Raw genomic sequence first — 25,131 nt, forward strand, 5'->3', positions numbered from 1 at the left:
ATTGTTCGTAAGTTCTTACAGATTTCGCAGGGGGGCGAATTTGACTGGCTTTTTTATTTGGGGTTTGTATTTTATTTCTTAAATATTATAGAAGTAAGTATTGATATGTGTTTGTGGTTTCGAAATCGAAGACTGGATCGAGAACGAGATCAAATTGCTCTTTAGGTATATACCAACTATAAACCTTCTAAGAAAATGACACATTTAGCACAGAAAAGGTCGTTTTATTAGATGGAAACCTGTGCCATAATATATTCATAAAGAAACTATAAAAAATTTCTAAAGAACCTTATAAGAAGGTATCTTAGAAAAGGAGGTATTTTTATTATGGCAAGTAATGCTAACAGAGGAAAGTTCCTCGCAAATGCGATACTATTATGTATCTTAGGTGTCATTTTCATGTTCCTGTATTCAGGACTGCAAAATGACCAGATCAACATTATTTGGTCTTTTATCACTGAAGCAAATGGGGGCTGGAGTCAAAATGCAACAATTTTGCCAATGACAGTTGGTAACTTTGTATGTATTCCATTAACATTTCTTTATGGTACTTTATTTGTAAAGTTTGGCGTAAAGAAACCACTTATGGTAGTGTTGATTATTACAGCTATTGGCGTGTTTGGAATTGTTGGGGCTAACGGTCTTGACTGCAATGGTGGTGCGGCATCAGGAAACTATGCGTTGTTCTTTGTATCATTATTTGTAGTAAGATGCGGATGTATGATTCTTCAGATGGCAGGCTTCATGCTTGTTGCAAACTGGTTTATCAAATTCCGTGGACAGATTATGGGTATCGTAACAATCGGTTCTCCGCTGTTCTCGGTAGTTGGTACTGGTTTGATGTCTTCTGTCATTCAAGATAAATTTGATGGAGATTACAGATATTTTTATGTAGGAATCGCAGTTGTTATTATTGTAATCATCGTTGTTGTGGCGCTCTTTGTTAGAGATACACCGGAAGATGTGGGATGTTATCCGGATGGATTTGATCATGCGCCGGTTTCTGAGAAAATTGATGAAGTTAAACTTACGGTACGTCAGGTATTAAGCCAGAAAAAGGGATGGCAACTTATTATTGCGTTCGGTGCATTTCAGTTTATCATTAATGCTTGTATGGGATCTATGGCAGCTCGTTATATTGCGTTAGGTGGTGGAGATCCAACCGTAGCATGGGTAGGCGTTGCAACAAAATGGTTAGCTGTTGGTGCTGTGCTTGGTATTCCAATGTCTTATGTGTTTGGATTCCTCGATGATAAGTTTGGTTCTATAAAGGCTTCCATCGTTTTGGGACTTTGTGAATTTATTCCGGTTCTTTGCTTAATGCTTCAGCCACAAGGCGGTTCGGTGCCTCTTATGATTGGTTGGGGAATTGGCGTAGCTTGTATGACAGGTGGTGTTCCAACACTTCATCCATGTATTACATCTTATGCATATGGCCGTAGAGAATATCAGTCAGCAAACAGAATTATTATGGCAATCCAGCTCATCCCTTCAGCTTTTGCAGCTCAGATGATGGTTATCTTGATTAATCAGGGAAAAGCAACTATGGGATATGGAATTCTTATTGTTGTAATCATTATTGGTTTAGTTGCAACAATTTCTATGCTGAAGTTAAAAGATGCGAATGCTGCAGACCGTATGTATGCATCAGCACAGGAGAATTTGGCAGATAATGTAAATTAGAAATGTTACTCTCAAAATAATTAGTTTGTGAAAATGGCTTCTGCAATAAGCAGAAGTCATTTTTACAAGACAGATATTCACATCAATTAGATGGGATATCGTTATTGTAAAAAAAACATGATTTATTATAATTAATTATAAGGGAATGAAATAAATAGGAGGTTGTTAGTATGGCAGCAAATGTATGTAATGTCCTTCATGTAGGAATCAGCGTTATGGATATGGAACGTTCTCTTGCATGGTATGAAGAAAATATAGGATTTAAAAAAGTAAAGGATGAATATGCTCCACCACTTGGAGCAAGAATTTGTTTTATTGCAGATCCAAATGGATTTGAGATTGAATTGTTTCAATATGACGAACCAAAGGCAATTCCGGAAGAACGAAAAATGCCAAATTCTGACTTGCAGACAGTAGGAACAAAGCATATGGCAATCAGGACAGACAATATGCCAGCGCTTCGCGAAAGGTTTGTAAAAAATGGTGTGGATATCGCACATGAAGTAACGATGGGGACAGAGTCTGTCATGTTTGTAAGAGATCCGGATGGAGTGCTGATTGAATTTATTCAGAAGTAAAAATGGGGGCCTGGCAGATAATGGATATCTGAGCGGGTCTTTTTCCCATATATTGAGAAAAATTTGCTAAAGGATATTTATGAAAAAAGAGTTTATCAAGACGAGTTATGGCATCATATTGATTTTGGCCTTTGCACTTCTTTTGCTTTGTTTATATCTGTTCGGAAAACCGAAATCAGAAACGCTAAAGGAAGAGCAGAAGGTGACAGAACTAACATTGGTTTATGCATACCAAAATGCTATGTGGGACAGTGCGATCGAGCAGGCAGTTACAGATTTTGAAGAGAGTAATCCGGATGTTAAAATTGTTGCGGAAGTGAATTATGGAGACTCTGTTTATGAAAAAATATTAAATAAGCTCATAGCAAGAAATGAACTTGGAGATATTGTACAGGTAAAGGCACCACAGTCTTATGTGAAAAATGGAATCTTTGGGGTCATACCGGAGGAGGTTACCAAACTTATAAGTGAGGAAAATCTCTATAAGGTTGGGGAAGATACCTATGCGGTAGGTATTGTAAATACAACGTCCGGGATTATGTATAATAAGCAAATATTTGAAAAGTATAATCTTAGCGAACCGACAACTTATGAAGAATTTTTAGAATGCTGTGAAGTACTAAAGAGCCATCATATTACACCGATTGGGATTGGTGGTAGTGATTTATGGCATATGGAGTTTTGGATAAATTATTATATGAGAACCTGTATTCTTTCGCAAAATGAAAACTGGTTAAGTGATTGTAGTGAAGGAAGTGTTGCATGGACGGATTCAAATATTACCCATATGTTAAGTCAGCTTAAGACATTATTTGATAAAGGATATGTTAATAGTGATTGGCTTAGTACGACGGATGGTTCCTTGCCGTATCTTCTGTCAGAAGGAGAAACCGCAATGGCTATGACAGGTCCGTGGGTGACGGCAGAGGTTACGGCTTTGGCAGACTCGACATCCTGGGGATGGTTTTATCTGCCGGATGAAGATGGACAGGTTTATATTGGAGAAAATCGGGATACATTTTTTGCAATTTCAAAAGATTGTCAGCTAGATGAGGAGAAGTTAGAGGCAGCAAGTAGATTTTTAACTTATTTTTATTCGACGGATAATTATGAGCAGGTTTTGGATGGAATTACATCATTTTCGACAACAGTAGAGAGCATAAGTTATGAACAAGATGAGTTTCAAACAGATGTGGTAGATTCTTTTTATGGAGAAGAAAAGCATATTACCGGCTATGTGGGCGATATGGATACTCCGGAAGGCTTTGAAAATGAAATGCTTTCCCTGATTCAAAAGATGTTGCAGGGTGAGAATAGCATTCAAAAAACACAAAAGCAGCTGCAACAATGTTGGGAAAAATATCAGAGTGCGGGGGAAGATGACGATGAAGAAAATTAAAATACAGTCGACCTTCCAAAAACTGACATTGGCTTTTTTGCTGTGTGGTATGTTACCGCTTTTGGTTTGCGTGTTTTTCTTCTTTGTTCGTGAATACAAAGTGGTTCGTGATGTTATGGTAAGTAATTACAGTCAGATTACCAATTATTTTACCAGAAATGTTGAAGACATTCTGGAATCTGTAGATTCTGTGATGGAAGTGATGTATGACTATGATGATGGCGAACAGACTTTAGCAGAGGTTCTTCAAGATGAAGATATGCAGCAAAGCGAAAAGGCTTTATATATGCAAAAGATGTTTCGAACTTTAATCGCACAAAGCGAATACATATCATCGGAAAGATTTGCAGATAATGCAGGGAATGTTTATTCGTATTATTTTGATCCGAATAAGACATTAAGAAAGGGAGCCGATTTTTATACCTCATATGCAGGGGACAAATACGATGAGGCGATGGCGGATACATCTCTTACGATTTATGCGGCAACGCAAGAAAGTAAGTTTTGTATTAATTCGGATGATTTTGTCTTTGTCATAAGGCGAAATTTTATGAATATTTCCAATGTGAAGAGTATTCAGGAAAAACCACTTGGAACGATGTACATGGATATTAATGTCGAGAACATTGGAGAAGTTGTTGACAATATGCAATTGGATCATGCACAAGTCTACCTCTATCTAAAAGAAGAACAACGATATTTGTATAGTGAAAACGATGAGGATTATATAGATGGAGCCGATCCTCTAGGTGATTATGTGGATAATATGAAGGATTCTTCAGGATATTTTATTTCCAAAGACCATATGCTTGTGATCTATGAGAAGATTGAAGATACGGATATATATTCCGTTGTGGTTGCAGATGAAGAGATTGCTTATTCGAATATTGGTCATAGCAAGCTGATGTTGGTATTAATCCTTTGCTTTGTTGTGTTCACCTTGCTTATTTTGTACATGAATTTTTCAAGATGGATATCATCTCCGGTTGTTGAGCTTAAACGTGTTATGGAGAAGGTACAGACGGGCGATCTGTCTGTTCGGGCCAAAAGTGAATCTAAGGATGAGATGGCTTATATTATTGATGGGTTTAACAAGATGGTGGAAGATCTTGATGCTTATATTAAAGAGGTCTATATGGCTAAAATCTGTAGACAGAATGCAGAATTAAATGCGTTAAAAATGCAGATTCAGCCACATTATCTGTACAATACGCTTGATGTGATTCGCATGACAGCATTAGATCAAGAGGATCGTAAGACGGCGAAATTATTAGAGTCTCTTGCAAAGCAGCTGCGCTATGTTCTTGGAGAACAAGCGGAAAGAGTACCAATTCTTGATGAAATAAATATGCTGAAAGAATATGCCGTTATTATGCAGGTTCGCTTTCGGGAATCTTTTGATTTTCATGTTAGTCTGAGTGATGAGGATGCTAGGCTTATGACTTTGAAAATGCTTTTTCAGCCGATTGTAGAAAATGCAATTAAGCATGGAATTCGGCCGAAGAACAAAAAGGGTCGCGTTGCAGTTGAAGTATCAAGACAAGAGTCATTTTTAATGGTGACAGTTATGGATGATGGAGTGGGTATGAGTGAAGAACTGGTTACTCATATCATGGATAGTTTACAAAACCAGCCAATCGGATACCGTGATCAGGATGGCATTTTGAGTATCGGAATGAAGAATGTGTATGACAGAATTCGGTTGAGCTGTGGAGAAGAATATGGGTTCGTAGTAGAAAGTATTGAAGGAATGGGGACAATCGTAACCTTCCGCTTACCGATATGGGAGGAAGCAGATGAAGAAAGTAATCATGGCCGATGATGAGGCTGTTATATTAAATGGACTAAAAAAGATGATTCCGTGGGAAAAGCTTGATCTTACATTGGTGGATGAGGCGGAAAACGGAAACGAATTACTAGACAAAATTATGGATAAACATCCGCAGATTGTAATTTCTGATATTAAGATGCCTGGCCTTACAGGATTAGAGGTTGTAAAAAAAGTAAAAGAGGCCGGAAACGGAGATGTTAAGTTCATATTTATCAGTGGTTTTCAGGAATTTTCCTATGCACAGGAGGCTCTTGCACAAGGAGCGGTCGATTATTTGCTAAAGCCGGTTGGAGAATCAGACCTGGAAGATTCTTTACAAAAGGCAATTGCACTAGCAGAAGAACATTCCGTGAGCGAGTTATTTAAAGAAACAGAGGATGAAATTGAAGTTTTATTTCATAAGATTAACGAGGGAAATGAAGTTGACAGCAAGGAACTGAAAAAAAGTTTTGAAGCATCACAGATTGACCTGACCAATAAAATCTTTGTAGGCATTAGCTTTGGAATATTGCCTCCGGATATTAAAAGGCTACGTATGCAGTCTTTGACAAAGTATCATTTGACACAGTTTTCTATTTTTAACAGATTAACAGAGTATTTTAAAGATAAACGATTGGGGTTTGCTGTTAAAAAGGATGAGGATGTGATTCATATGATAGCCGTCTTGCCAAGAGAAGAGACGGTGGGATTTTTTGAACGATATATACAGCCGATTCGCAGTGAGCTTGAAGCGGAATATGATGTGGATCTCCATATCGGAATTGGCATGCGTACGGAAAATATAACCCAGCTTAAGAATGTTTATAAGACGGCGAAGTTCGCATTTGCCAATTATTTCTTTGAAGAGCGTGCAGTGCTTGATTTTGAGCATATGCATAAGGATTACAAAGTTTCTTTTGAGGAGTATTCTAAGCAGTTAGAAGAAGTATTCCAATCAATCTTATTGAAAGATGGATGTGTTTTAGAACAGGTCGACAGTGCGCTTTTAATGATTCATGAAATTCATTATGGAAATCCGTATGCTGTTAAGACCAGGGTGATTAACATGGTTGATGAACTTAGTTTTAAAATGAAACAATATTCGTTATTGCCAAAAGATGGAGAACATGGGACTGAGGAGTTGCAAACGAAGATTGAAAATTCAATCAGTTTTTCGCAGCTTCACAAAGTTGTGATGAAGTTTTATGAACGTCTTGTAGCAGAAATTTATCAAAACGATCGTGTTTACGAGGCAAGTTCTATTGAGCAGGTCAAAAAGTACATTCGTGAGCATTATATGGAGGATCTTTCGGTGAAAAAGGTGGCACAGGTAGCCTGTGTGAGTCAGAATTATTTTAGTGCGATGTTTAAGAAGGAGACCGGAGAGAATTTCAAATCTTATTTGACAGGTATTCGTATGGCGGAGGCGATGAAACTTTTGCTTGATACCGATATGAAAACTTATCAGATTGGTGAGGCCGTAGGGTATAATAATGTTAGGCGCTTTGTAGATGCTTTTCGTGCAAAATACAAGATGAGTCCAATGGATTATAAAAAGTCCTTAAGGTAATTATTGTAAATACGCAATTACCCTGGTTTTGTGGCGGTTTGGAGGATTCTATTGTATAATTACGATATGGATGAAATCAATTACTATCTTCCGGAATTCTATGGAAATTTTAAATATATTACTTATCTGCATGATTGGATGAAAAAAGAGCCACAATACTTTTATTCGAATATTCGAATCAGAGCAGCTTATGGATGTTTTCCGGGAAATATATGGAATGGTGGACGTGTTGTTATAGGAGCGGCATCGCGTGATGATATTGTATATGCGGTAGAAGAATATAATAAAAGGGGAATTGCAATTCGCTATACGTATACAAATCCGATTCTTGAGCAGTGGCATGTTTTAGATACGTATTGTAATCTTTGCATGAGATTGGCACATAACGGGAAAAATGATGTGCTCGTGAATTCGTCTGTGCTCGAAGAATTTTTAAGGGAAAATTATCCAGATTATCATTATATCTCATCGACGACAAAGTGTATCGGTAAGATGGATTCCTTTTTAAAGGAATTACAAAAGGATTATGATTTAGTGGTATTAGACTCGGCACTTAATCATACCGATGAATTATTTGCAATAGATCATAAGGATAAAATTGAATTAATCGTTAATCATTATTGCGCGGATGATTGTAAAAGGAGACAGGAGCATTATCGGGCAGTTGGAGAGGCACAGCTGGAATATGCATCAGCTGATTTTGCACCATGTATGAATATTAACCGCAGTTTTGAAGAGATAAAAAAGAATGCATCATTTATTCGTGTTGAAGAAGTTATGGGGAAATATTATGATGCAGGTTTTCGTCATTTTAAGCTGGACGGAAGAGGTTTTCGCAAGAAAAAGGTTTTACAAAGTTTTGCCTATTATTTTGCAAAGCCTGAATTTGAGGAACTGGTGTTAGAACGTTTAAGTGAGATTAAATAGTTTATGAATCAGATTAGATATTTGGCTTGTCGTACATTGGGAGTCCGTACGGATGCGAGCGAGGAAGAAATCAAAAAAGCATATAAAACTCTTGTAAAGATATATCATCCGGATGCCGGAGAGACTGGAGATGCAGAACATTATGATGCCATCGTAAAGGCCTATGATTTTTTGTGCTCTCATCCTGCGGTAAAGGAGAAGCCTATGGGAAAAATCCTTGGCAAAGATACCGGTTATTACAAGGATAGTTCATATGCTACTTTTGATAAGAGATATCAAAAACAAAGGCAAAGACGCAAGGAAGAATTTGCACGCAGGACGAAAGAGGTTCACAATCGAAATGAACGTGAAAAGCAACAAAAGCAGCAATATAAAGATGCTATGGAAGCAATTCGGGCAATTCGTGCGGCTCAATTAATTCAATCTTTGCTTGACAAAGCAAAAGAAGAACAAGATAAATAAATGAGAGCAATGAGGATGCTCCCGAAATATGGTACTTTGTTCTTCTTATAATGTATTTGTAGACAGACAACAGCAAGGATGATCGGAGGGCATGATATGGGATTTTTTGATGATGAAGTAGAAAATGGTTTGGATGAATTGTTTGATTATAATCAGGATGATTTGATTGACCCTGGAGAACGAGCTGAACAGATGGAGTTTATCTTTCAGGATGATGAAAAAACGTTTGCAGTTGATCAAGAGGATAGTTTTCGCATTTATGATGATTTTGATGATTGTGATGAGGAGAATGAGGAGGAAATTTTTTTAACAATCGGCCTGACAAGAGCGCAATGGGCCATGATGGATTATGATGAAAGACGAGAGGTGCTTGAAGATAACGGAATTGATCCGGATAATTTTGAGTTTTTGGATGAATTTTAATTCATATTTTTAAATAGACTCGCGAGCGAGTCTTGACAGCCCACTACCTTTAGGTGGTGGGTAATTTATTGGCAATACTAACATTAATTTTTAAATCAATCTTTTTTAGGAAAGAGCGACATCTAAAGTCATCATGACAGAAAAGCCAATTGCAAACAGTAAAACGCCGACATTCGAATGGTGCTTTCTGCCGGCTGTTTCCGGAATTAGTTCTTCTACAACAACGTAGAGCATAGCACCTGCTGCAAAACAAAGAAGATACGGAAGAGCAGGAACTAAAATGCTTGAAATTGCAATTGTAGCAAGTGCCGCAACAGGTTCTACAATGCCGGATAAAATACCTAGAATAAAGGATTTTTTCTTTGCGATTCCTTCTGAACAAAGAGGCATACTGATGATGGCACCTTCCGGAAAGTTTTGAATGGCGATTCCTAAGGATAAGGAAAGTGCGGCAGCTATAGTGATTCCGGGTTGGTGATGGAGCCAACCGGCATAGACAACACCTACAGCAATACCTTCCGGGATATTATGAATCGTTACCGCTAGAACAAGCATAGAACTTCGACTTAAGTGGGAGGATAAGCCTTCTGCTTTTTTACTGCCTAAATGCAGATGAGGAGTCATGGTATCAAGTAAAAGTAAGAATAAGATACCAAGCCAAAAACCTATTACAGCAGGCAAAAAAGCCATGCGTCCCAGGTAAGAACACTGTTCGATGGCTGGAAGAATCAGACTCCAGATGGATGCGGCTACCATAACGCCGGCAGCAAATCCAATCAGTCCTTTTTGTACATTTTCTTTAAGGTTTTGTTTCATGGCAAAGACACATACCGCTCCTAGTGAGGTCCCGGCAAACGGTATGAGAATGCCTTCAAGTACTTGTATATTCAACAGATTCTCCTAAAATGTCAGATTGATATAAGTATATCACAAAAGGGTAGTTACAACAAACTGCAATTAGAAAGAACAATGTTATATAGAATAATTGTTTTCTAGGCGAAAGCCCTAAGTGTATGATAGAATAGGAACAGTATTAATATGTTAGGAGAGAATGTGAATATGGAATACAAGAAATATTCTCTAACGGGCTTTGCAGAGGATGCAGCATCTTCTAAGCCGACTCCGGGAGGTGGAGGCGTAAGTGCTTATGTTGGAGCACTTGGTATATCTCTTGGCAATATGGTTGGAGAATTGACGGTTGGAAAGAAGAAATACAAAGAGGTAGAACAAGATATTCTTGAGCTTATGCAGAAAGCAAAACATATGCAAAATGAGCTCTTAGAATTGATTGATGCAGATGCACAATGTTTTCATCCATTGGCGAAAGCTTACAGCATACCAAAAGATGATCCATCCAGGCAGGTGATTATGGAGGAAGCATTGCAGACAGCATGCACGGCACCGATGGATATTATGAGAGCATGTGCCACTTGCATTGAACTGATAGATGGATTTGCACAGATGGGATCCAAGCTTGCGCTTTCTGATGCGGGATGCGCTGCTATTATTGCAAAAGCAGCAATGCAAGCGGCAGTATTAAATGTCTATATTAATGCAAAGTCTATGAAGGATAGAAAATATGCAACAGCTCTTGTGCGAGAGGCAGATCAGCTGCTTTTGGAGTATTGTGATAAGGCAGATATTATTTATCAAAAAGTATTAGAGGAAATTAAATAAGATGGCAATATTATTAAAAGGTGCACCGGTTGTGCAGGCATTAAATAAAAAGATGGAAAGACAGGTTGTAAAACTTGCAGAACAGGGAGTTATTCCGACACTTGCAATTTTGAGAGTTGGGGAAAGGCAAGATGACCTGGCATATGAAAGAGGAGCGGTAAAACGATGTGAGAGTGTTGGTGTGGCGGTTAAAAAAGTGATTTTGCCCCATGATGTACCGGCGGATGAGTTTTATCAGACTTTAGAAGCATTAAATATGGACGAAGGGGTTCATGGAATCTTGATGTTTCGACCGCTTCCGGAACAGATTGATAATGAAAAAGCCAGACAGATGCTTAGACCTTCAAAAGATGTGGACGGATGTACAGACGGCTCATTATCCGGAGTATTTACGAATTCACAGATTGGATTTGCCCCATGTACAGCGCAGGCAGCTTTAGAAATTCTGGATTATTATGGAGTTTTGTTGGAGGGAAAGAAAGTTGCGGTATTAGGAAGATCATTAGTCGTAGGACGTCCGGTTTCCATGATGCTTCTTCATAAGAATGCAACAGTGGCAATTGCACATTCTAAGAGTATAGATGTGCCGGAGACAACGAAAAATGCGGATATTGTTATTGTGGGAATCGGACGTATGGAAAGCATTGGACAGGAGTATTTTGCAAAAGGTCAGATTGTAATTGATGTGGGAATTGGCTGGAACGAAAAGAAAGAAAAATTGTGCGGCGATGTAATGTTTGATGAAGTCAATCCGATTGTATCTGCAATTACACCGGTACCCGGAGGAGTGGGAGCAGTGACAACTGCGGTTTTGGTTTCTCATGTTGTAGAGGCTGCATGTAAAAAACTCTAATCTTTCATATAGAATTCACATTCTGCTGTTACGATATGCATATGTTAACTCAGTCGGGGTACAAGCTCCGACTGAGTTAAACGCTCCGCGAGGATGCGCACGGATTCGGACAGGAATTTGTCTGCTGAAGCAGACTCGAATCCGGCGCGCAAGACTCGCGAGCGAGTCTTGACATAGATAGTCATATTTAGCGAAAGGATGTTTATTATATGGAAGTTTCAAGCCTAAGCAGTAGTTATTATACATATTCTGATTATACTTCATCGAGTAATTATGCAACGGATGCAGCAGGCGCCACAATTGAGGAAGCAATTACAACCCAGACCAATGGTGCTGTAGCCGGTTCGAATAATATTGCTTCCGCTCAGTCATTGCTCAATGTATCAGATTCTGCTCTTGCAAGTGTTCAGGATTATCTGCAGTCGATTCGGGAGCTGGCAGTACAGGCATCGAATGCGACATTATCTGATTCGGATAAGGCTGCTATTCAGTCTCAGATTGAAGAATATTTGCAAGGTATTTCAGATGTGGCTGGGAATACAACATACAATACACACAATCTTTTGGATGGAACGGATTCGCAGTACAAGATTGCGACGGATTCTAATGGTGGTGAAACAACGATAACAACCGGAAATGCAACGTTGGATGCTCTTGGGCTTACAGGACTGGATGTGACATCTGATGATTTTGATTTATCTGTAATTGATGATGCGATTTCGACAGTGTCTTCTCTGCGTTCACAAGGGGGAGCACAGTATAATGCCCTTAGCTACGCATATAATAGTAATCAGGATAAATTATTACAGCAGGCAAAGGATGCGGATGAGCAGCTAGAGAATATGATTGAAACTTATCAAAGCCGAAAGAAGGAAAACCAGTTAGAACAATATCGGATTCAAATGCAGAAGAAGCAGCAGGAGAATGAGCAACAAACGATAACCAATCTTTTCGTATAATTTAACTCAGTCGGAGAGACGGGGGGAGTAAAATGAAAGAATTAATTACCGTCAATGATGATTTGCTGGCGGAAAGTTTGTTAAGTGAGCTGAAAAAAAGTAACATACCCGGATACATCAGTCATGAGGGTGCCGGGCAATATTTAAAAATACTCACGGGAAATTCCATTTACGGGAAGACAATCTGTGTAAATGAAACGGATTATGAGAGGGCGGTGAAGCTGCTCAAACAACTGAATTTTATAGATTCGACATAGGAAACCTTATCCGTAAAGACAGGAGTTGAAAGAAAAAATATAAATGCGAGACGGCGTATTTTCAGCTGGATTGTTCTTGCTTTTTTGGCGGTAGCAATTACGATTGTAATTTTGTCCGGACGATAAATTCTAGAGAAAGTCCTTCGTTGGAAGGGCTTTTCTTTTGCCTCTGATTTTTTTGTAAAATTAGTCGTTTACTCGGTTTTTGAATGTGATAAATTAAATGGAAGTTGTGCGAGTATGACAGCAAGGAAGATCAGGCCGCAGCCTATTAATTCTTTTGTATTCAATGCTTCACGCAAAATAATCCATCCAAACAAAGCGGCAAATACCGATTCGAGACTCATAAGCAAGGTGGCAACCGTGGGGGAAGTTCTTCGCTGTCCAAGAATCTGTAGGGTATAGGCAATACCGCAAGAAAGAGCACCTGCATATAATATGGTGATTTTGGCATCCCAAATACTTTGCAAAGTTGGTGTTTCAGTAAAGCACATGATGACGAAAGAAATGATTCCGGCAACAAAAAACTGTACACATGAGATGATAATGCCATTGGTATTTTGGTTGGTAAAGTAATCGATTACAATAATGTGAATCGAGAAGCAGATTGCACATATAAAACATAGGAAATCGCCAAGTGTTATTTGAAATCCCTCTTTTATACATAACAGATAAAACCCTGTGATTGCAATGAATATACATAACCAGATGATTTTAGGAAGCTTTTTCTTTAAGATAAATACACTTAATATGGGAACAATAATAATATAAAGTGCTGTGATAAAACCGGCTTTACCTGCAGTGGTCATGCTGATTCCGACTTGTTGAAAATTACTTGCGATAGCCAGTACGATGCCACAGAAGATTCCACCGATTACAGAGCGTTTTGTACGGTCATGACGTTCTTTTACCGATAAAGACTGCTCATAATCACTTGTGTGTCTAAATATTAAAATGATAGGAATCAAAACAATGAATCCTATGAAATTTCTGCTCATATTGTAAGTAAATGGACCAACATAATCCATGCCGGCACTTTGGGCGACGAATGCAGACCCCCATATCAGCGAGGTGATTAAGAGCATGATGTTACCTTGCGTTGTTTTTCTCATGATATTCTCCTACTTGTTTTGGCATAGTACCTATTTTATAATAAATCATAAGAAAAGAAAAGCTAACTTTTGTGGTGGATAGCATTAAGTATAACTTAAAGGAAGGGGAGAAAATGGATACAGCAAGATATCGCGCTTTTCTAACAGCAGCAGAGACCGGAAGTATTCGAAATGCAGCAGATGTGCTGGGGTATACATCATCCGGGGTGTCACAACTGATTAAATCATTAGAAGAAGATCTGCAGTTAATCTTGTTTTTTAGAGGGAAAAAAGGGGTTACGTTGACTTCGGCGGGAGAGATGGTTTTTCCGGTAATTCATAAAATTGTATCGCAGGAGAATCATCTTATGCAGCTTGCGGCGGATCTTAATGGTACGGTATTTGGGACCGTGAATGTTGATACTTATCATTCTCTTGCAGCTGCATGGATGCCGGAGATTATCAGCGCATTTCAGCAGATTTATCCGGAGGTTCGAATTAATCTGTTTGAAGGCACACAACAAGACATTGTAGAACGATTGCTGACAGGAAGAAGCGATGTTGCGATATTTAATGATTCGGCGATGAGTGGTAAGTACGATTGGATTCCACTTAAGGAAGATCCGATGTTGGCGGTTGTGCCGATTACGCATCCGATGGCACAAGAAGAAGTTTTTCCAATTGAGAAATTTGAAGGGGAACGCTTTATCATGCCGGAACATGGCTATGATTTTGACGTGATGAGAATCCTCGCACCTTATAAGATTAAGCCGGATATTTATCTGTCTACATTTGATAGTTATATTGTGCTTGAGATGGTAGAAAAAGAGCTGGGTATCAGCATGGTTAACGGGGCATGTATGAAGGATCGAGAGCAGGATGGAAAATTAAAAGCGCTTCCACTTGAGCCACCAAATAGCCTGGAAATGGGGATTGCCGTAATCTCCCTAAAAGATGCTGCACCTGCAGTTTTAAAATTTATTGAATATACGGAAAAAATTATGAAAGAGCTATAAGAAAATCCGGACTCATTTGCAGATGAGTCCGGATTTTTGCGACTGGGCAAAAGCCTTTGTAAGGATTTGCAAGACGTATGGTTTATGCTCCGACATTTTCTTTTTCCATTTTATTTTTAGCAGAAGAGAGCATCAGTTTAATACGATTAAGCTGGTTGACTTCTGAAGCACCAGGGTCAAAGTCGATTGCGACAATATTGGATTCTGGGAATTCATGTCTTAATTTCTTAATTACACCCTTACCAACAATATGATTTGGCAGACATGCAAATGGCTGCGTACATACGATATTTGGTGCACCGGAATGAATAAGCTCTACCATCTCGCCGGTAAGGAACCAGCCTTCACCGGTCTGATTACCAATCGATACAAATGGTTTCGCGTATTGTGCAAGCGTCTCAATGCGAGTAGGCGGTTCAAAATGAACACTTTGTTCAAAGGCGATTCGTGCCGGTTTTCTAAGCCATTCTGTTGCCTTGATTCCAAGATTGGACATGCGCATGGACTTTTTCGACATACCAAGAATCTTGTATTTAAAGTTGTTGTTATAAAAACAATATAAGAAGAAATCAATGAGGTCAGGTACGACCGCTTCCGCACCTTCTGCTTCTAATAATTCAACCAGGTGGTTGTTGGCAGCCGGCATGAATTTTACAAGGATTTCTCCAACAATTCCGACTCTTGGTTTTTGAATATCAAGAATCGGGAGTTCGTCAAAGTCTTTGATAATGCTTCGCACAAGTTTTTTGAATTTGCGATGTGAAGGAATCTTTTTACTGGTTAAAAATTCAATCACTATTTTTTTCCATTTTTCATGCAACGCATTCGTAGAACCCTTTACGGCTTCGTAAGGACGCATTCTGTAAACGCAACGCATAAATACATCACCGATTGCAGCGCCATACACACACTTGATTGCAAGCGGTAGAGAAATCTTGAATCCCGGATTTCGCTCTAAGCTTGACAGGTTTAGAGAAATAACCGGAACCTCAGGATGACCGATTCGTTCTAATGCACGACGAATGAATCCAACATAATTAGAAGCACGACATCCGCCGCCGGTCTGACTCATCATGATAGCCGTTCTTGATAAATCGTATTTACCGGAGGTGATAGCATCCATGACTTGTCCAACCACCATCATGGAAGGGTAGCAGGCATCATTGTTTACAAACTTTAAGCCTGCATCAATAGCCGCTTTATTATCATTGTCTAGAACTTCTAAGTTGTATCCGCAAGAGTTGAAGGCTGGTGCTAATAAATCAAAATGCATTGGCGACATCTGCGGAGCAAGAATTGTATAATTCTTACGCATTTCTTCTGTAAATATAGAACGACTATAGTTGGCCTGAACTACTTTGCGGTGTTCTTCTTGACGTTCTCTGACTTTGATTGCGGAAATCAGGGAGCGCACTCGGATACGAGCTGCGCCTAAATTATTTACTTCATCAATCTTAAGGCAGGTATAGATTTTGCCGGATTGTACGAGAATATCTCGAACCTGGTCGGTTGTAACAGCATCAAGTCCGCATCCAAATGAATTAAGCTGAATGAGATCTAGATTATCCGTTTTCTTTACATAATTGGCAGCGCAGTAGAGTCTTGAGTGATACATCCACTGATCAAGTACAATCAAAGGTCGTTCGATTTCACCTAAGTTGGAAATAGAATCTTCTGTCAGGATGGCAAATCCGTAAGAGTTAATCATTTCCGGTATACCGTGGTTGATTTCCGGGTCGAGATGATAAGGTCGACCGGCTAGAACGATACCACGTTTATGATTGGCATTTAGATAATTAAGCGTTTCTTTTCCTTTGTCATACATATCCTGACGTGCTTTGTCCATTTCTGCCCAGGCTTTTGCCGCAGCGGCCTTCGTCTCTGAGGCAGGAATATCAAATTCTTTGGCAAATACTTCCTCTAATCGTTCGGAAAGAACATCGAGATTTGTAAATGGCATAAATGGATTTAAGAAACGTACCTGTCCGCTCGTGATTTCATCTACATTGTTTTTGATGTTTTCAGAATAAGAGGTTACAATCGGACAATTATAATGGTTATCCGCATCATCAAATTCCTGTCTTTCGTAAGGGATGGCAGGGTAGAAGATGAAGTCCGGATTGTGCCGGATTAACCATGAAATATGTCCATGTGCCAGTTTGGCCGGATAACACTCTGATTCACTAGGGATAGATTCAAGACCCATCTCATAAATATCTCTCGTAGAAAGTGGTGAGAGAATATAGCGGAATTTAAGTTCGTTAAAGAACGTAGCCCAAAACGGGAAGTTCTCGTACATGTTAAGAACACGTGGAATTCCAACGCTTCCTCTGATGGCAGCTTCTTCGTCTAATGGTTCATAATCAAATATTCGTTTGAGTTTGTATTCGAACAGGTTCGGAAGTTTTTCTTTACTCTTTTCCTGTCCAAGGCCCCGTTCGCATCGGTTACCGGTAATGTATTGACGTCCACCGGAGAATTTATTAATGGTAAGCAGACAGTTGTTGGTACAACCTTTACATCTTGAAAGTTTGGTTTCATATTGCAAGTTGTTGATCTGTTCAATACTTAACATAGAGGAACGAGCGCACTGTTCATGTCGCTCTTTGGCTATAAGCGCAGCCCCAAAAGCTCCCATGATACCGGCGATGTCAGGACGTACGGCTTCGCAGCCGGAAATCATCTCAAAGCTTCGAAGAACGGCATCATTATAGAAGGTTCCACCCTGTACCACAATATTTTGACCAAGGTCGGAAGCATCGGTCAGTTTAATTACTTTGAATAAAGCGTTTTTAATAACGGAATAGGCAAGTCCGGCAGAAATATCTGCAACAGAAGCCCCTTCTTTTTGTGCTTGCTTTACCTTTGAATTCATAAATACAGTACAACGTGTTCCTAAATCAATCGGATTTTTTGCAAATAAAGCTTCTTTTGCAAAGTCTTGAACGGAATAATTCAAGGAATTGGCAAAAGTTTCGATAAAGGAACCACATCCGGAAGAACAAGCTTCGTTTAATTGAACAGAGTCTACCGTTTGGTTTTTAATTTTGATACATTTCATATCCTGACCACCAATATCAAGGATACAGTCAACATCAGGATTGAAAAATGCAGCGGCATAGTAGTGGGCAACGGTTTCTACTTCACCTTCATCAAGCTGCAAAGCAGATTTGATTAATGCTTCTCCGTAGCCTGTTGAGCAGGCATGCACAATGCTGCAATTATCCGGCATCAAGGAATAAATATCCTGGATGGCCTTGATAGAGGTTGCAAGTGGTGAGCCGTTGTTATTGCTATAAAAAGAATATAACAGTTTGCCATCTTCGGAAATCAATGCAATTTTGGTTGTAGTAGACCCGGCATCAATCCCTAAGTAGCAGTTGCCCTCATAAGTAGAAAGATCCTGTGTTTCAACATGATGTTTTCCATGTCTTGTACGGAATTCATCATAAGCGGCATCATCCTTAAATAAAGGTTCCATACGTGCTACTTCAAATTCCATATGAATCGGTTTGGATAATTGGGTTTCTAATTGCGCTAAGGTTGTGGTCTTTTCCTTGTCATAATTAAGAGCCGAGCCCATAGCAGCAAAAAGATGGGAATTATCCGGCATAATGGCATGTTCATCATCTAAATCGAGCGTGCGGATAAATGCTGCTCGAAGCTGCTCTAAGAAATGAAGAGGACCACCTAAAAAGGCTACATGTCCGCGGATTGGCTTACCGCAGGCAAGTCCTGATATTGTCTGGTTCACAATTGCCTGAAAGATAGAAGCAGATAAATCTTCTTTCGTAGCACCTTCATTAATAAGAGGCTGAATATCGGTCTTGGCAAATACACCACAACGAGCAGCGATTGGATAAATCGCTTTGTAATCCTTGGCATACTCATTAACACCGGTTGCATCAGTCTGGAGAAGAGCGGCCATTTGATCAATAAACGAACCTGTACCACCGGCACAGACGCCATTCATTCTTTGTTCGATATTACCATCTTCAAAATATATGATTTTGGCATCTTCACCACCTAGTTCGATTGCAACATCCGTCTGCGGTGCAATGTGTTGAAGCGCAGAAGAGACGGCAATAACTTCCTGAATAAATGGTATATCAAGATGCTTAGCAAGTGTCAGACCTCCTGAGCCGGTAATCATGGCTGCAATTTTTACATCGCCGGTTTTGGCAATTGCTTTTTTGACGAGATCATAAAGCGTTTCGCGAATATTTGCAAAATGACGCTGATAATCAGAAAAAATTAGTTCATTATTCTCATCCAGTAATGCTATTTTTACTGTGGTAGAACCTATGTCTACTCCCAATTTGAATAAAGATTCATTTAACATAAATTTCACCTTTTGTCCTTAACAATAGTTTCTAGTTATGATAAGATTAGTAAATAGCTTTTTTACCAACAGTTTTCAAATCTTACCTATTATACGATACCGTCATAAAAAAAACAAATAAACTTTGTATGAACTAAAGGTAAGACAAATTATAAATGCAGGAGGATTTTGGATGAATTTTCTTAATAAATTAGAAAGAACGTTTCTTGGGAAATTGGCAATTCCTAACCTGATGCGAGTCATTATTGGCGCATACGTGGTTGGTTATATTATTCAGATTATGAATCCGACGTTGGTTACCTATCTTACGTTGGAACCGTATTATATTATTCACGGTCAGATCTGGAGACTGATAAGCTGGATATTGATTCCGCCAAGTCGTGGGATTATATGGGCGATTATTATGATGATTTTTTACTATCAATTAGGCGGAGCATTGGAAAGAACCTGGGGGACATTTCGATTTAATGTCTATATCTGGGGCGGTTTTATTTTTACAATTGCAGGTGCGTTTCTTCTATATGTAATATATGGGTTGACGACCGGATATTCGGTATCTATGGGTTCGTATTTTAGTACGTATTATATTAATATGTCGATATTTTTGGCATTTGCTGTAAGCTACCCGAATATGGAAGTTATGCTATATTTCATTTTGCCGATTAAGATGAAATGGTTATCTATTTTCTATGTTGCATTGGTAGTGTATAATATGTTTACGACAAATTGGGCCGGACGTATGGCAATCTTTATGTCGCTTTTGAATTTCCTTGTATTTTTCCTTCTTACAAGGAATTATAAGCGTGTTTCCCCAAAAGAAATACATAGAAAGCAGATGTATAAAAGACAGACGCGTACGAATCCGCGTGCAACAATTACGAAGCACCGCTGCGTGGTATGTGGAAGAACGGAAAAAGACGATCCAAGTCTGGAGTTTCGATTTTGTTCAAAGTGTAATGGAAATTTTGAATATTGTCAGGATCATCTGTTCACACATCAGCATATTAAATAAAAGAGAGAGGAATTAGTATTCATGGAAAATGAAATGCAGGAAAAGGAAGAAAAGGTTTCTAGAAATTTTATACAGTTAGAAATAGATCATGATCTTGCGGAGGGTAAGTACGATTCGGTATGTACGCGTTTTCCTCCGGAACCGAATGGATATTTGCATATTGGTCACGCGAAGTCGATTCTTTTGAATTATGGATTGGCTAAGGAATTTGGCGGAAGATTTAATATGCGTTTTGATGATACAAATCCGACAAAAGAAAGAATGGAATTTGTAGAGTCTATTAAGGAAGATGTGAAATGGCTTGGAGCTGATTGGGAAGACAGATTGTTTTTTGCATCCGACTATTTTGATACGATGTATGAATGTGCTGTGAAGTTGATTAAGAAAGGCAAAGCCTATGTATCAGAACTTACTCCGGAACAGATGAGAGAGTATCGCGGTGATTTTAAGCATGGCGCGAAAGAAGATCCGGCAGCAAGTAGAAGCGTGGAAGAGAACCTTGCCTTGTTTGAAAAGATGAAAAACGGGGAAGTGGAAGATGGTAAGATGACACTTCGTGCGAGAATTGATATTTCTTCTCCAAATATGAATATGAGAGATCCGGTTATCTATCGTGTTGCACATATGACACATCATAATACCGGAGATAAATGGTGTATCTATCCTATGTATGATTTTGCTCATCCGATTGAGGATGCGATTGAAGGGGTAACACATTCGATTTGTACTCTTGAATTTGAAGATCACAGACCGTTATATGAGTGGGTGGTTCGTGAGACAGAATGGGAACATCCGCCAAGACAGATTGAATTTGCCAAATTGTATCTGGATAATATCGTTACGGGAAAACGTTATATCAAAAAACTTGTAGAAGACGGCATTGTAGACGGTTGGGATGATCCGCGTCTTGTTTCTATTTCGGGACTTAGAAGAAGAGGTTTCACACCGGAATCTATTCAAAAATTTGTAGAATTATCCGGTATTTCAAAAGCTAATTCGGTATCGGATTATGCAATGCTTGAGTATTGTGTACGTGAGGATTTAAAGCCGAAAGCACCTCGTTATATGGCTGTTTTGGATCCGATTAAAGTGATTATCGACAACTATCCGGAAGATGTAACGGAACAGATGGAAGTGACAAATAATCCGGAAAATGAACAACTCGGCAAAAGAACAGTACCGTTTTCACGTGAAATATATATTGATCGGGAAGATTTTATGGAAGAACCACCGAAAAAATATTTTCGTTTATATCCGGGAAATGAAGTGCGTCTTATGAGTGCTTATTTTGTGACATGCACCAGCTTTGAAAAGGATGCAGATGGAAAGGTGACTTGTGTGCATTGTACTTATGATCCGGCGTCTAGAGGCGGCAATTCTCCGGACGGACGAAAAGTTAAAGGAACGATTCATTGGGTAAATGCTGCAACCGCAATCGATGCAACTGTTCGCAATTATGAGAATCTTGTGGACGAGGAAAAAGGCGTATATGACGAAGAGGGAAATCTGAATCTTAACCCGAATTCCTTAGAAGTATTGACGCAGTGTAAGTTAGAGCCGACATTTGCAGGTGCACAATCTTATGATAGTTTTCAGTTTGTAAGACATGGCTTTTACTGTGTAGACGCAAAAGACTCTAAGCCGGATGCGCTTGTATTTAATCGAATTGTATCATTAAAGAGTTCCTTTAAGCTACCGAAATAAGCTTTGTGAACGATGAAAGAGAAGGTGGAAAATGATGTCAGAAGGAATTACTCCGCAGGAAAAAGAAACACAATATATATTTGATAAGAAATATACATGTCCTTGTTGTGATAAGGAATTTATATCAAAAACGCTAAAAAGCGGAAGAGTTCGAAGAGATGAAAGTGATATGGATCTGCGTCCAAAGGCGAAAGGGATTGATATCTTAAAGTATCAGGTAATTATGTGTCCGAATTGCGGATATTCAACCTTGGCACAAAATTATGGTCATTTATCATCTCTTCAGATTAAACTGATTCGCGAAAAGGTCAGTGAAAGTTTTCGTCCAAGACCGGTTGCTAAGACGCCGATTGTTACATATGATATGGCATTGGATGCATATATACATGCCATTAAGTGTTCGGAGGCTCGTTTGGGAAAACAAAGTGAAAAAGCATATCTTTCTTTGATTGTTCATTGGATTTTGGATTCGAAAGCTGAGATGGAAGAAAATGCAGATATGAAGAATATGTTTTTGGAAAAAAGCGAGATTTTCTATCGTTCTGCTTATGACGGATTTGTAAAAGCGATAGCGGAAGAATACTTCCCAATGGCCGGAATGGATGAGACAACGATTGATTATCTGGTGGCATATATGGCATTTCATTTTGGACAACTTGAAGTGGCATCAAAGCTTTTGTCACAGGTTCTTACCAATCAGATGGCGCCAAGGCGATTGAAAGATCGTGCACTGGAATTAAAAGATCGGATTATAGACCAGATTAAAAACGGTAAATAAATAGGACAGAGGATTCTATCAAAGTTGAGTAGATTCCTCTGTCCTTCTGATTATTTATTGTTTTTTTCGATTTCGGCCATCTTCATTGCGCGAACTTTTAATGGGAGTCCGAATAATGTAATGAAGCCTTCTGCATCGTGATGATCATATAAATCACCTGTAGTGAAGCTTGCAAGGGATTCACTGTAAAGGGAATATGGAGAAGTGGTACCGGCTTTAATGATGTTGCCTTTGTAAAGCTTGAATTTAACTTCTCCGGTTACATACTGCTGAGTGGACTCTACAAAAGCCTGTACAGCCTCACGAAGTGGTGTAAACCATTTTCCTTCATATACAATCTGAGCCATTAAATTGCCCATGTCTTTTTTGGTTCTTAAGGTATCGCGATCAAGAACTAATTCTTCTAATTGTTCGTGTGCTTCCATTAAGATTGTACCGCCCGGAGTTTCATAAACGCCACGGCTCTTCATACCTACAACGCGGTTTTCTACAATGTCAACGATACCGATACCGTGTTTTCCGCCAAGTTTGTTGAGGGTACGGATGATATCGGAAACTTTCATTTCTTTACCATTTACAGAAGTTGGTACACCTTTTTCAAATGTCATGGTTACATATTCGCCTTCTTGTGGAGCCTTTTCAGGAGAAACGCCAAGGACAAGAAGATGATCAAAATTCGGCTCAACTGCAGGATCTTCAAGTTCGAGACCTTCGTGGCTGATGTGCCATAAGTTACGATCGCGGCTGTAACTGGTATCTGCTGAGAATGGAAGATCAATTCCATGAGCTTTACAATATTCAATTTCAGCTTCACGAGAATCCATATTCCATTTGTCATCACGCCATGCAGCGATAATCTTAATATCAGGAGCAAGTGCTTTGATACCAAGTTCGAAACGAATCTGGTCATTTCCCTTACCGGTTGCTCCGTGGCAGATGGCAGTAGCGCCTTCAAGGCGAGCCACTTTGACAAGTGCTTTTGCGATTCCGGGACGAGCCATGGAAGTGCCGAGCAGATATTTGTTTTCATAAATAGCATCTGCCTGTACACAAGGAACAATATAGTCATCGCAAAATTCATCTGTGATGTCTTCGATATATAATTTAGAAGCACCGGAGAGCTTTGCGCGTTCTTCTAATCCGTCAAGTTCTTCTTCTTGTCCGCAGTCAACACAGCAGCAGATTACTTCGTAATCATAATTTTCCTTTAACCAAGGAATAATTGCTGTCGTATCAAGACCGCCTGAATATGCTAATACAACTTTTTCTTTTGCCATGATAATAGCCTCACTTTCTTTTTATACATTGATGCATAAAGCATTTGTTTTCTTCGCTTTCATTAATATACCTTATTTAAAAAGGGGATGCAAGGGACAAAATATACATTAAAAATGAATAAATATACAAAAATATGTATAATACTCATAAAGTTGATAAAAACTAAAGCTTGTAGTGATAAGCCCATTGATTTTGAAAAGAATTATATGTATAATTATGCAAGTATATGAAATTAAAAACACAATTATAGGAAAAGAAAGAAGTGACATAATGATGAAAGCAGGAATTATCGGAGCAACAGGATATGCCGGAGCAGAACTTGCAAGACTGCTTTTGGGACATAAAGAGGTAGAATTGATTTGGGCCGGTTCAAGAAGTAATGAAGGAACTGCATATACGGATATTTATCAGAATTTAAGAGGATTTACAAGTCAAGAATGCAAGGGAGACGACATTGAAAAACTTGCAAAAGAAGCGGATGTGATTTTCACCGCAACTCCTCAGGGGTATTTAGGAGGAGTCTTGACGGAAGATATCTTGTCAAAGGCTAAGGTAATTGATTTAAGTGCGGACTATCGTATAAAAGATGTGAAAGTTTATGAAGAGTGGTATAAGATTGAACATAAATCGCCGCAACTTATTAAGGAAGCAGTATATGGTCTTTGCGAACTGAATAGAGAGTCTATAAAAAATGCAAGATTGATTGCGAATCCGGGTTGTTATCCGACTTGCTCATTTTTATCAATCTATCCTTTGTTGAAAGCAAATGTGATTGATCCGAATACCATCATTATTGATGCTAAATCAGGAACAACGGGAGCCGGTAGAGGAGCTAAAGTGGACAATCTGTTTTGTGAAGTCAATGAAAGTATGAAGGCATATGGTGTGGCGACACATCGTCATACACCGGAGATTGAACAGCAGCTTGGCGTGGTCGCAGGTACGGATGTGACAATTAATTTTACACCGCATCTGGTTCCAATGATGCGAGGTATTCTTGTGACGGCTTATGCAACGATGACAAAGAAGCTGACACAAGAAGAAGTTGATGAGCTTTATATGGAAGCATATAAGGATGAATATTTTGTAAGAGTATTAAAGCATACGGTATGTCCGCAGACGAAATGGGTAGAAGGAAGTAATTTTGCCGATGTTACTGCAAAAGTGGATGAAAGAACCGGACGTGTTATTATGATGGGAGCAATTGATAATCTTGTAAAAGGCGCTGCAGGCCAGGCAGTTCAGAATATGAATCTCATGTTTGGATTTGCAGAAAATGAGGGTCTTAAGCAGATTCCGATGTTCCCATAGA

General features: G+C 39.0%; 21 protein-coding genes. 17 read left to right on the forward strand and 4 right to left on the reverse strand.

Features of this window, described 5'->3' with window-relative positions; genetic code table 11:
• Positions 1-327 precede the first annotated feature (327 nt).
• From BLS20_RS05855 to BLS20_RS05890, 8 genes are all read left to right on the forward strand, one after another.
• Positions 328-1,683, forward strand: a complete 1,356-nt coding sequence (locus BLS20_RS05855; RefSeq protein WP_090173211.1) for an MFS transporter — start codon at positions 328-330, stop codon at positions 1,681-1,683.
• 170 nt (positions 1,684-1,853) lie between these two features.
• Positions 1,854-2,261 carry a VOC family protein gene (locus BLS20_RS05860; protein ID WP_090173213.1) on the forward strand — a complete coding sequence of 136 codons (408 nt, stop codon included), beginning with the start codon at positions 1,854-1,856 and terminating at the stop codon, positions 2,259-2,261.
• A 79-nt stretch (positions 2,262-2,340) separates the two neighbouring features.
• Positions 2,341-3,660: an ABC transporter substrate-binding protein gene (locus BLS20_RS05865; RefSeq protein WP_090173215.1), complete on the forward strand. Its 1,320-nt coding sequence runs from the start codon at positions 2,341-2,343 to the stop codon at positions 3,658-3,660.
• Positions 3,647-5,482 carry a cache domain-containing sensor histidine kinase gene (locus tag BLS20_RS05870; protein WP_176762312.1) on the forward strand — a complete coding sequence of 612 codons (1,836 nt, stop codon included), beginning with the start codon at positions 3,647-3,649 and terminating at the stop codon, positions 5,480-5,482. Before BLS20_RS05865 ends, BLS20_RS05870 begins: the two co-directional genes overlap by 14 nt.
• Entirely contained in the window at positions 5,457-7,040 is a 1,584-nt protein-coding gene (locus tag BLS20_RS05875) for a response regulator transcription factor (protein WP_090173220.1), read from the forward strand. The genes BLS20_RS05870 and BLS20_RS05875 overlap by 26 nt, the downstream gene beginning before the upstream one ends.
• Before the next feature lie 51 nt (positions 7,041-7,091).
• Entirely contained in the window at positions 7,092-7,967 is an 876-nt protein-coding gene (locus BLS20_RS05880) for a hypothetical protein (protein ID WP_090173222.1), read from the forward strand.
• Between the two features lie 3 nt (positions 7,968-7,970).
• Positions 7,971-8,429 (forward strand): DnaJ domain-containing protein, encoded by a 459-nt coding sequence (locus BLS20_RS05885; protein WP_090173225.1) that lies wholly within the window; start codon positions 7,971-7,973, stop codon positions 8,427-8,429.
• A 96-nt stretch (positions 8,430-8,525) separates the two neighbouring features.
• On the forward strand, positions 8,526-8,852 hold the full coding sequence (locus BLS20_RS05890; RefSeq protein ID WP_090173227.1) for a hypothetical protein: 327 nt from the start codon (positions 8,526-8,528) through the stop codon (positions 8,850-8,852).
• 105 nt (positions 8,853-8,957) lie between these two features.
• On the opposite strand, the gene BLS20_RS05895 is transcribed toward BLS20_RS05890, so the two are convergent.
• A complete protein-coding gene (locus tag BLS20_RS05895) occupies positions 8,958-9,743 on the reverse strand; it encodes a ZIP family metal transporter (protein ID WP_242870537.1) in 786 nt (261 codons plus the stop codon).
• A gap of 168 nt (positions 9,744-9,911) precedes the next feature.
• Between BLS20_RS05895 and BLS20_RS05900 the strand changes: the two genes are divergently transcribed.
• The 4 genes from BLS20_RS05900 (at position 9,912) to BLS20_RS05915 (ending at position 12,598) form a co-directional block, all read left to right on the forward strand.
• Complete coding sequence (locus tag BLS20_RS05900; RefSeq protein WP_090173229.1) at positions 9,912-10,529, forward strand: cyclodeaminase/cyclohydrolase family protein; 618 nt, start codon at positions 9,912-9,914, stop codon at positions 10,527-10,529.
• Between the two features lies 1 nt (position 10,530).
• Complete coding sequence (locus tag BLS20_RS05905; RefSeq protein WP_090173231.1) at positions 10,531-11,382, forward strand: bifunctional 5,10-methylenetetrahydrofolate dehydrogenase/5,10-methenyltetrahydrofolate cyclohydrolase; 852 nt, start codon at positions 10,531-10,533, stop codon at positions 11,380-11,382.
• A gap of 209 nt (positions 11,383-11,591) precedes the next feature.
• The gene (locus BLS20_RS05910; RefSeq protein ID WP_090173232.1) at positions 11,592-12,341 is read left to right on the forward strand and encodes a flagellin; all 750 of its coding nucleotides are present in this window, start codon (positions 11,592-11,594) and stop codon (positions 12,339-12,341) included.
• Positions 12,342-12,373: 32 nt separating this feature from the next.
• Positions 12,374-12,598, forward strand: a complete 225-nt coding sequence (locus BLS20_RS05915) for a putative signal transducing protein (protein WP_090173235.1) — start codon at positions 12,374-12,376, stop codon at positions 12,596-12,598.
• Positions 12,599-12,792: 194 nt separating this feature from the next.
• On the opposite strand, the gene BLS20_RS05920 is transcribed toward BLS20_RS05915, so the two are convergent.
• Positions 12,793-13,710 carry a DMT family transporter gene (locus BLS20_RS05920; protein WP_090173237.1) on the reverse strand — a complete coding sequence of 306 codons (918 nt, stop codon included), beginning with the start codon at positions 13,708-13,710 and terminating at the stop codon, positions 12,793-12,795.
• A 113-nt stretch (positions 13,711-13,823) separates the two neighbouring features.
• Between BLS20_RS05920 and BLS20_RS05925 the strand changes: the two genes are divergently transcribed.
• Positions 13,824-14,705, forward strand: a complete 882-nt coding sequence (locus BLS20_RS05925; protein WP_090173239.1) for a LysR family transcriptional regulator — start codon at positions 13,824-13,826, stop codon at positions 14,703-14,705.
• 82 nt (positions 14,706-14,787) lie between these two features.
• Here the strand turns inward: BLS20_RS05925 and BLS20_RS05930 are convergent, their stop codons facing one another.
• Positions 14,788-19,047 carry a 2-hydroxyacyl-CoA dehydratase gene (locus tag BLS20_RS05930; RefSeq protein WP_090173241.1) on the reverse strand — a complete coding sequence of 1,420 codons (4,260 nt, stop codon included), beginning with the start codon at positions 19,045-19,047 and terminating at the stop codon, positions 14,788-14,790.
• Positions 19,048-19,219: 172 nt separating this feature from the next.
• Between BLS20_RS05930 and BLS20_RS05935 the strand changes: the two genes are divergently transcribed.
• From BLS20_RS05935 to BLS20_RS05945, 3 genes are read left to right on the forward strand one after another with little or no spacing between them, the layout of a single operon-like run.
• Positions 19,220-20,059, forward strand: coding sequence for a rhomboid family intramembrane serine protease (locus tag BLS20_RS05935; RefSeq protein WP_090173243.1), 840 nt, complete (start codon positions 19,220-19,222; stop codon positions 20,057-20,059).
• A 21-nt stretch (positions 20,060-20,080) separates the two neighbouring features.
• On the forward strand, positions 20,081-21,763 hold the full coding sequence (locus tag BLS20_RS05940; RefSeq protein WP_090173245.1) for a glutamine--tRNA ligase/YqeY domain fusion protein: 1,683 nt from the start codon (positions 20,081-20,083) through the stop codon (positions 21,761-21,763).
• A gap of 31 nt (positions 21,764-21,794) precedes the next feature.
• A complete protein-coding gene (locus BLS20_RS05945) occupies positions 21,795-22,541 on the forward strand; it encodes a DUF2225 domain-containing protein (protein WP_090173247.1) in 747 nt (248 codons plus the stop codon).
• A gap of 50 nt (positions 22,542-22,591) precedes the next feature.
• Here the strand turns inward: BLS20_RS05945 and BLS20_RS05950 are convergent, their stop codons facing one another.
• On the reverse strand, positions 22,592-23,818 hold the full coding sequence (locus BLS20_RS05950) for an argininosuccinate synthase (protein WP_090173249.1): 1,227 nt from the start codon (positions 23,816-23,818) through the stop codon (positions 22,592-22,594).
• A 271-nt stretch (positions 23,819-24,089) separates the two neighbouring features.
• On the opposite strand from BLS20_RS05950, the gene argC reads away from it, so the two are divergent.
• Entirely contained in the window at positions 24,090-25,130 is a 1,041-nt protein-coding gene (argC, locus tag BLS20_RS05955; RefSeq protein ID WP_090173251.1) for an N-acetyl-gamma-glutamyl-phosphate reductase, read from the forward strand.
• The last annotated feature ends 1 nt before the right edge of the window (position 25,131 follow it).

Origin of the sequence: Eubacterium oxidoreducens, from assembly GCF_900104415.1 — a bacterium.
Taxonomy (GTDB): Bacteria; Bacillota; Clostridia; order Lachnospirales; family Lachnospiraceae; genus Eubacterium_C; species Eubacterium_C oxidoreducens.